6 protein-coding genes and 2 pseudogenes are annotated in these 8,835 nt (G+C 48.9%); all 8 read right to left on the reverse strand.

The window, feature by feature from the left end; genetic code table 11:
* Positions 1-219 precede the first annotated feature (219 nt).
* Positions 220-2,475, reverse strand: coding sequence for an isocitrate lyase family protein (locus VE954_RS15785; protein ID WP_324954415.1), 2,256 nt, complete (start codon positions 2,473-2,475; stop codon positions 220-222).
* A gap of 79 nt (positions 2,476-2,554) precedes the next feature.
* Entirely contained in the window at positions 2,555-4,456 is a 1,902-nt protein-coding gene (locus VE954_RS15790; RefSeq protein WP_324954417.1) for a hypothetical protein, read from the reverse strand.
* 585 nt (positions 4,457-5,041) lie between these two features.
* Positions 5,042-5,227 (reverse strand): annotated as a pseudogene (locus VE954_RS15795) (DDE-type integrase/transposase/recombinase); the annotation flags it as partial.
* Positions 5,228-5,665: 438 nt separating this feature from the next.
* Positions 5,666-5,926, reverse strand: a complete 261-nt coding sequence (locus tag VE954_RS15805) for a hypothetical protein (RefSeq protein ID WP_324954418.1) — start codon at positions 5,924-5,926, stop codon at positions 5,666-5,668.
* Positions 5,923-6,927, reverse strand: a complete 1,005-nt coding sequence (locus VE954_RS15810) for a hypothetical protein (RefSeq protein ID WP_324954420.1) — start codon at positions 6,925-6,927, stop codon at positions 5,923-5,925. The genes VE954_RS15805 and VE954_RS15810 overlap by 4 nt, the downstream gene beginning before the upstream one ends.
* A gap of 87 nt (positions 6,928-7,014) precedes the next feature.
* Positions 7,015-7,476, reverse strand: a complete 462-nt coding sequence (locus VE954_RS15815) for a hypothetical protein (RefSeq protein ID WP_324954422.1) — start codon at positions 7,474-7,476, stop codon at positions 7,015-7,017.
* A 664-nt stretch (positions 7,477-8,140) separates the two neighbouring features.
* A complete protein-coding gene (locus VE954_RS15820; RefSeq protein ID WP_324954424.1) occupies positions 8,141-8,266 on the reverse strand; it encodes a hypothetical protein in 126 nt (41 codons plus the stop codon).
* A 42-nt stretch (positions 8,267-8,308) separates the two neighbouring features.
* Positions 8,309-8,835 (reverse strand): annotated as a pseudogene (locus VE954_RS15825) (hypothetical protein); the annotation flags it as partial.

Consider the following 8,835-nt stretch of genomic DNA (forward strand, 5'->3'; position numbering starts at 1 on the left):
CGTCTTCCCTGGAGAGATCGGGAAAAAGGCCGAGTAAGCCTCAGCAAGAGCCCTGGTGCCCGACCGGCCAGGGAAGCGCTGAACGCCCGAAGGCCAGGAATCTCCATCCATAGCCCCTGGCTTGGGTGGAGAGGTTTAAAATATGGGTGCCTTGATTAATCCTTAAGCTTTCTTTCCGGGGCCCTATGCCGAGAGAGTTCATGCAAGCCAAATGACCCACTAGTTGCGAGCTAGCATCTCTTGGATTTCGGCATCGCCTTCGAGCAATTTTTTCTGGAAGGCTTTGTTGACATTGGCGACGATGATATCGCCGACTTCACTTTTCACCTCGCTGAAAAATCCGAGTTTCTTCATACCTTCAACCGCCCGATGGTTGTCTTCTGTCGGGGCCAGGTAATGAATAGAATCGGATTTATAGCGATGCACTAAAAAACTCTGCATCAACGTCATCAGACGTTTTTTGCGATACTCAACTTTTTTCGTCGACTGATTGCGAATCGAAAGAATATTACGACCCTGGCGATCCTGGATACCGGTGAAAATCACGCTGGCGATTTTCTCTTCTTTTTGATCACAGACGCTCAGCTCGAGTAAGTCGGAGGACCCAGTCACGGGACGCAGCCGGGCATGCAGCTGGTCCGTAATCTTATGATACGTGAGCCAGCAGGCCAACCAGCGGTCCAAAGTCTTGATCGGGAATTCGGTCGGCACCAGATGCTGGGTTTGAGTCGAACCCTTGCCCATGGCCCGGGTGGTGGATGTATTGCCCGAACTGGCCGTGAGAGCGGCATCAAAGCGATTGCCACCCACCCAGGTTTGCGGTGTTTTGTAGGGAGAATCAATCAGGCGGAGGCGACGCTGCAGAGTTGCCAAGGCCAACATCCCGTTTTGCTGCAATGCCAAGGCAAATTCTTCGGAAGCCAAACCATCAATCTGGTGGCCTCCATAGGTAATGAAGTTGAAGACAAAGCCCATTTTGCCAAGTTCGATGGGAAAAGCTTTCATCTGCTCATCGTTCATGCCGGTGGTATCCCAGTTGAACGATGGTGAGAGGTTATAGGCCAGCATTGCATTGGGAAATTCGTGGTGAATCGCTTCAGCAAATTCTTTGGCATCTTTCAAATCTGCAGTTTTGGTTTCCATCCAGATGATGTCAGTATAAGGAGCGACGGCGAGCGAACGGGCAATCGCATACTCAATGGAACCCTTAACCTGATAATAGCCATCTGGTGTACGAACCTTTTCCGGATCCCAGGATACATCGATGCCAAGGCTCAAGGCTTTTTTCCTGGCTTCATCCAGTGGGGCTTTTTTGGCGAATTTGAGCCAATCCGCTGGATCGATGGCGGTTTGCATGCCTTCTTCAAGGCGCATTTTGAGAACTTCAAAGACCGCTTGGCCAAATGTCTTTACGTTCGCATGATTTTCCCAGGTCTCGGCGAAAGCACCGATGGCATCATCGAGAATGCTCTCGACATGGGCATTTTTGTCTGATTTGGTTTTGGCGATTTTTTCTAGCAGCATAGTCGCTAGGCCGGACTCCTTAAAGAAACCCTCAGCATCTTCAAAGCGATGGGCCGCGAGATCATAGATGAGATGACCGTTGATGTCCTCGAATCCTTGCTCATGAAAGGTCTTCAAGATATAGAGATAGCATATCTTAAATGCTGGAGTTTCGGGATTAGTCGAACCTAAGACAAAAGGATGATCACGCTCATCAGCGATACTTTCCAGAAGAGTCGCCGATTCGGCATCGGTCCGCGCGACGATGATGCCGGGCACTTCCATCAAATCGAGTTGGAAACGCGCAGTATTGAGCCGTTTAATCTGCTCGTCCACGGTCACTAAAACTTTCCCACCCTGGTGACCGCATTTTTTTGCGCCGGGTTTTTGGTCTTCAATATGATAGCCGGGGACTCCCGCTTCTACAAAGCGCTTGATCAGGTTACGCACGTGTGCGTCACCACCATGCCCGGTATCGGCGTCGGCGATGATGAAAGGCCGATAGTCATAGACTGGAGTACTCTTCGCCTGCTCGTCGCTCATGCGTGCGCGAGTAAAATATTGGTTCTTGTCAGCGGCGACGAGCGCCCGAACGATGGCCGCGGCCTCATCAGGAACGCGACTGAGGGGATAGGATGCGAGGTCAGCACCTGGATCTTCATCAGCGGATCCTTTTGCCGATGTCGCCCAGCCTCCCAAGTAAATCCCCTTGATGCCCTGACGCTTGATCATCACGGCCTGACCAGGAGAGTAAGGTCCAAAGGTGGTGATCGAAAGGCCTTTTTTATAAGAAGCACGGAGAAAGTCGTGGAATTCCTCGGCAGCTTTTTTGGCAATAGAGTACTCACGACGGATCGTGCCGCGCTGCTCGACAACCTGTCGAGGGGAGTAAAAGCGCGTGATACCGGCAAACCTTTCGCTCTTAAACCACTTTCTGGTGCGTTCGATTTCTTCGTAAAATTCTTTTTCCATGCGTTTTTACCTTATCTTGGAGTTGCTCGGTGAGAGATGCAAACGTGATCGAAAAGGTTGGCAACCTTAGGTACGAGGTCTAGAATTTATGAAAATCAACGTTCCGAGTGACCCTGGTATTGCTCTGCCCTAATTCATTGAAATACAGCTGGATTCTTTTTTTCGCTTCCTCCAGATCATAGTTACCGATATTCAGATTAAGCAAATCAACATACCAGGGGGCTTTGATCGGCGAGAGGACCAGGGCCTGCATGATCTCGCGGACGATAGGCAGTGTTTTTGTCTTGGAGTCCTCATGCACGTCTTTGGGGTTGGCTTTTAATAGTTTATCGTATTCTTCGGTTAAAAGTTTCTTCCAAAGCTCCTGGCTGAAAGTATCACCTTTAAGGATGCCGCTGCGCGTGTCATCCTCGGTGAGCCTGGCGCCCTTGTGCAGCCACTCCCAAAGAATACTGGTGCGAATCTCTCCCGTGGCCATATCTTCCATCAGATAAAGCACGCCAGCATCACCGAAATGATCGGCCGCTTTTAAGGCAGCCGCTTGATGGCCGGTGAGAAAAGCGTTGCCATATTGCAGGCCGATACTGAGCAGACCGCGAGCGCCATCAACGGTTCGAGGGGCGGGCTCTAAGGCTGTGAGTCGGGCGGCGTCCTCAGCACCATAGCCGAGACGTGGAAACGAGCGGCCCAATTGGTTATCTTTGCCAACCTTCTGCCAAACTTCACGGGCGATATGCACCATTTTCCAATGGGCGACCCACTTGCCGCTCGCACCCGCATCCTGCTCGCGCTGAGCCCCCGCGACGGCTCGAACCATGGCATTTTTAACCGCCGATTCCGTACCGACGGGAATATTGGGCTCCATACCTCCTTGCCAAAGCGCGTAGCGCCCTTCGATGTCCGGTGTGTTCACACAGCGCCGGACACAATCTTCATATTCCCGCATATAGCTATAGGTCATTGTGATAGCTTCGATATTGGGATTGACAAAATTTTGATCCCAGGCCATGGCATCGGCCACGCTATTGATGTAATCCCAGCGTCCGGTATTAAAGCCCACAAAGTGTGGTCCGAGTGCGGCGCGTATTTCCATCAATTGAAAGGCTGCTTCTAATTGCTCGACCAGTACATAAACTTTGAGTGCGCCGCGCTTCAGCTTTAGATAATCCTCCAGTTCATTGAGAATCTTATTCCAGCAGGCCGCTTCCGCGGCTCTTTGAATTTTTGGCAGATAGAGGACGATGGAACGATTTTCTTGCTGTAGGCTGCGATGATTGTTCACGACATAGAGACAAAGGTCGACCAAGGAAGCACCGACTGTTGAACCGTCACCCCATGTGAAATGCCGATCGTCGAGATGCAGGCCGCGTGGGCGAAAGATCCTTGTGGTATAATCTAATTGCGTCTGCCAGTCTTGGATGATATCCCGAGCAAAAAAACCTTGAGCCCAGCGGTTCATTTCTTGTGCGACATCAGCAGCCACCGTCATGAAAAGTGGATCTTTGGCGATGGCCAATTTTAAATTGCGTTGATTATCCAAGGACATGGTTTCGATCTGTCCCAAGGCGTCCTCGCCGTCAAACATCCAGCCATCTGCACCTGACAGCAGGGCATAAGCCACATTTCTTAAGCTCGATTGCAGGTCAGCATGGGGTTTCGTAGCTGGGCCGGTACCTTGAATCCACTGCCGCTTCAAGTCATGGGGAATCGCTGAACCAACAAATTTTCCATCACGGGCATCTTGGACTTTTATATGGGTGCCTTCAATCACATCGTTGGGATCGAGAAAGCCCAAGCTCTTGTGTTTGGTAAAACGTTCTCGTCTTCTTTCTAGGCGTTGTTTCATCAGCAGTTTCCGACCTTCATCGAGTGGATAAAGGAATTGGATAGCGCCAAGAGCTTCGGGGTTGATGATGAAGTGATACTCCTGATCGAGCTTCGATCGGATCATCAAGGAAGCGGCTGGTTTTCCATGGCTCATGGCGATAACCCCTTTTTAGGAGGAAAATTTGTTCTAAGGTAGCAAAAACATTTTTACTCTGTCGCCACATTTTCGCAGACTTGGCGCCTTTTTGTCCTTTTCGCCCGGATATTTTAGTCGACCCTCGTGAGTCGCCCCAGGAAATCCCTCCTCAGAATGCCGCATGCGGATTTCCCGATCTACGGTCCCGATTCAGTGTTAGGCATTCGCTGAAAAATAGAGCTTTTGACCTGCCCAGTGCGTCGGCTTATTGAATATGAGGCTTAAAACGTGTTGACAATCTTCCCGAGAATGCTTTTCTTTCCCCATGAGTTCAAGGAAGAAGTCATCGCCACGTGGGCGACCCAAACTTGGGATAGAACTGCAAAAAGAGGACCGCCGGATACTTCGGCGAATATTGAGCGGAGGCGAATTACCTGTTTGAGTGTTCAAGCGTGCTCGCCCCCTGTAGCTGTACGATGAGGGAAAATCCTCACGGGAGTGCGCAGAGGCTCTAGGAATAGGGAGGAGACAGCGCGGCGGGCTCTGTCGTAAACATTTTCGAGGCCGAAGTGAGGTTTTGAAGGGATCATTCCCCGGACGCAGTTATCCTGCGAGAGCGTAAAACTGCTCGAATGGAGTGGAGCCCTGGATATCCAGCTGGCCTTTTTTGATCATGACCATCATCTCAATTCCGGCGATGGTCTTCGCGGCCGACATGAAGGTTTTAAAGCCCAGCATGGGCCTTGTCCTTTGCCGAACTCGCCTGTGATCCTGCTCGATAAGGTTATTCGGTTCTGTTGCGCCTGGGTAAGTCCGTGGTATTCTCCGGGAAACCTCGGGAGGCCGGCTCATGAGCAAGGCACCGATATCGAGATTCGGCAGAACAAATATATAAATAACTTTATCGAGCAGGACCACAGGCCCACGCTGGGCTTCAAAACTTTTCGAACTGCAAGGATTACAATTGGTGGCTTTGAGTCGATGAGGATCATTCGGAAGCGTCAGATCGGAAGAGAGGGTAAAACCTCTGCTGAGATCTTCTACTCGATGGCTGCTTGATGACTCGTCGAGCCGGACCTTCTCTCGTGTACTGTCTGGAGACTCAACAGAACCAGTTTTTTTTCGGAGCATATTTGGGGGACGGCAAGGATTCGGGATTTTTTGGCCATTTGACTCGGTAAACATGAGTTGAAAAGTGTTTCCCGAGTCAAACAGCGGAAAAATTGGTCAGTCCTTGTATTTCTTCCGAAGCTCGCCAACGGTGGTTAGAGATTGCAAGAGCAAAAGCCAGACACTTACCAAAGCTAGAATAAAGATATGTTCCCTGACATTGGCCCAGTGAATAGGTCTATCAAACGCTATGCCGGCTCCTATAGTTATCGCAATAAAAGACAGGAAAATGGCCAAAATAAACATCAACAACCGACGATCGCGCCTAGTGATGCCAGCTAAAACATACTTTAGTGAGTCCCAAATATCATATTTCATAAACCTATCTTTCTCATACGATCACGGACTGGATCCAGGAGAGGGTTTTCAGGACGAAAGTTTCCGTCAAGAGGTCCGCGCGGTTTGTTCATTTCATCTGGTGTGGCAGGTCTTACAAGCGACATTCGCAAAGCTTCAAGGTAAGCCTTGTTCATACCATCGCTGCTTTTGAACCTGGGTTCAAGCGTCAGAATCAAAGCGTCCTGCATGATTCTTAATCTTTCACGGAATTTCTTGTGTGCTTTTTCCTGAGCATCTTTCGATATTGCCACGTCACCATATCCGTCATCAGGCTTATCGCAACCTGCTCCATCCTTCTTAATATCACTCAGGACGCATACCCTACCAGCTGAGCAATCGTGCATCACTTCTTTCTTTTCTACTACTGTAGTTACTTCGTTTTCCTCACCAGTTTCCAAGTTTTTCGTGGTAACTGTTGTCGTTGTTTTCTTGGGAGTAGTAGTAGTAGTAATTCCTGATTTCTCGTCCGCCTCAGACTTGGTGAGACCCACTTCAGTTTTTGTTGAGGTTTTTGTTTCGATACCTGACGGAGGAATCCCGCTGAGCTCCGGATTATTGGCTCCTTCCATTACTCCATAGATTGTGCCGATCGTGCCACCCATTACTGCCCCAGCGAGCCCAACCGCGACGGTTCCGACACCGGGGACAGCACTCCCTACAACACCCCCAGCAGAAAGCCCAACACCTGCAGCCTGAACGCCCCTCTTTACGCCTTGTATCATCGCGGCATAGGCCCTATCCTCATGGGTCCATTTCCCGTCCTTTTTTCCTCGCGAAGTACTGCCCATCATAAGGCCTGTGGAGTGCGAGGTAAAGGAATTGCCTGCCTCAAAATCGGCAATTGCATTTCTAAAATTATCGATGTTGAGCCCATGAAATTCCACGGCATCTGGTTCAGGACGTGTATAGCCTTGTTCATTCAACAGGAATTCAAAGGTTCTTGGCGAAACTTTCTCAATTAGACTGCTTGTCCCTTCCACCAATTTGTCCTGTCCGAACCCCTTGACTACTAAGGTCCTTTTTTGTCACTGAGTATGTCCGCAGCTTAGCTTTGACTTATTTCACAATTAAGCTGCTGGCTTTGAAAAGTGAACTCTCTCAATAACAGCTTTGGCGACATCGTCCACTTTTATTTCATTCTGGCTGTCTTCCAACATGGCTTTAATCGAACCAGGTCGGCTCAATTCAAGTCCTAATCTCTCCATGACCAGAATTTGTGTAGAATGCTGCATTTCCCTGTTATCTCGCAGGATATTTGATAGAGATCCTTTATCCAGGCCCAGAATTGTTGCAAACTGATTAGCTTTTACTCTTAAAACTTCCTGTATCGCCTTGAGCTCCGCAGAAGAAAGTGACTTCTCCTTAAACAGAACAGTTCTATAATTATTTTCTATAAAACTTAGAGCGATCGATCTCGACATTCTCCCGATATCATCTCCATTCAATCCATGATCCAATAGACCAATGTCTTTGCCTTGTAGATATGCTTCGAGATCATCATCATCCAGAAATGATTCAACTCGAAACACACCTTCTCCCAAGGAGTCTTGTAAGGCAGCCTATCGATGATCACTGATTTCATATGATTACCCTTTCAATCGACTGAAAGCGCTGATGACCAAAAGTATTTCCCTGGAACGAGGCGCCTCAATCGTTTCGATTAGAACAATCTCGACGCCTCTACCGTCTTTGCAATGCCAGACATATGAGTCAGGTTTGGCCGTCGCCGCTTTATTATCGAGGCGCCGCCCTGATCCTTCGCAAAGGTCCAAAATTTCTTCCGGACTGAATCCTCGATCCGGACAATCCAGGTATGCGTGCCTTTTGACCACAATGCTGCTTCTGTCCTACCTGAGTTTATGAAAAAGCTGTTCGAACTCTTTTTTACTCCTGCCGTGTCCTGGCTAAAGTTGTCAACGACAACCATGCACTACCTGTCGGAGTTTTCAATGACAATTTTAGCGTCGATCTAAAGACAGTTATAAAATGATCAAGATTATTCATCGCACGCTCCGAAGTTAAACGTCTAAATTTCTTAATAACTTCATATAGGAGCTGCGATTTTTATTTTATTCGACCAAATACCAATAAGAAAAGGGCTGAGAAAAAATTCTCAGCCCTTTTACATACTTCCTCAACCGAACGCCATTGACTTGCGCTTTGGGGTTTTCCGGTGAGAGTAAGAGGCCTGCTTTACCAGTTGATCGTGGAATAGTCATCTTTTATATCAGCATCTTTTCGCCATTGATCGGTTTCAGAATTGTTTTCGAATTGATCATCGAAATCTTCCAGGGCCTTGATAAAATCGTCGTGGGACATAAATCATCCTCCTTTACCCCAACAAGAGCAAGGAGCGTGCCGTCAGAGCCCATATTTCCGGCGTCGGGCGTCCATCGCTGAGCGCGAGATGTTCAGCGCCTTGCAGCAATCTGCGACCGAGGGATGACGCCTAAGGGCATGAGAAAGGATCGTTTTTTCAACCCAGGAAATCGCCTCGTCAAAGTCACTGTCGCGCTGCACCAGCTGATCAAATTCAAAGATCGGTTGAGCCGGAGAGGCACTGGATTCCGGTGGTCCTTCCAGCATACCTTTGAAAACCGGGAAGTTTTCTACAGTCAACGGAAGGTCCTGGAATTCGCAGGTCAGTATCCAGGCATCGATCGACTTGAAGAGTTGCCGAATATTGCCCTTCCAATGAAACTCATGCAATTTTTTCACGAGTTGATCAAATTCTTCGTCATCCAGGTGAATATTCTTTTTGGACAAAGCCAATGCTGCCAGGGGTAGAATGTCCTGCTTGCTCTGACGCAGGGGCAGCAAATGAATATCGAGCCCCATCATGCGCGTGCGAATGTCGACCAGGAAGTGCCCCAGTTCCGATTCCACAT

Origin of the sequence: Oligoflexus sp., from assembly GCF_035638955.1 — a bacterium.
GTDB lineage: Bacteria > Bdellovibrionota_B > Oligoflexia > Oligoflexales > Oligoflexaceae > Oligoflexus.

Coding starts and splice junctions, on each gene's coding strand:
- VE954_RS15785 (WP_324954415.1), bottom strand. CDS start 2,475: ATGGAAAAAGAATTTTACGAAGAAATCGAACGCACCAGAAAGTGGTTT.
- VE954_RS15790 (WP_324954417.1), bottom strand. CDS start 4,456: ATGAGCCATGGAAAACCAGCCGCTTCCTTGATGATCCGATCGAAGCTC.
- VE954_RS15805 (WP_324954418.1), bottom strand. CDS start 5,926: ATGAAATATGATATTTGGGACTCACTAAAGTATGTTTTAGCTGGCATC.
- VE954_RS15820 (WP_324954424.1), bottom strand. CDS start 8,266: ATGTCCCACGACGATTTTATCAAGGCCCTGGAAGATTTCGATGATCAA.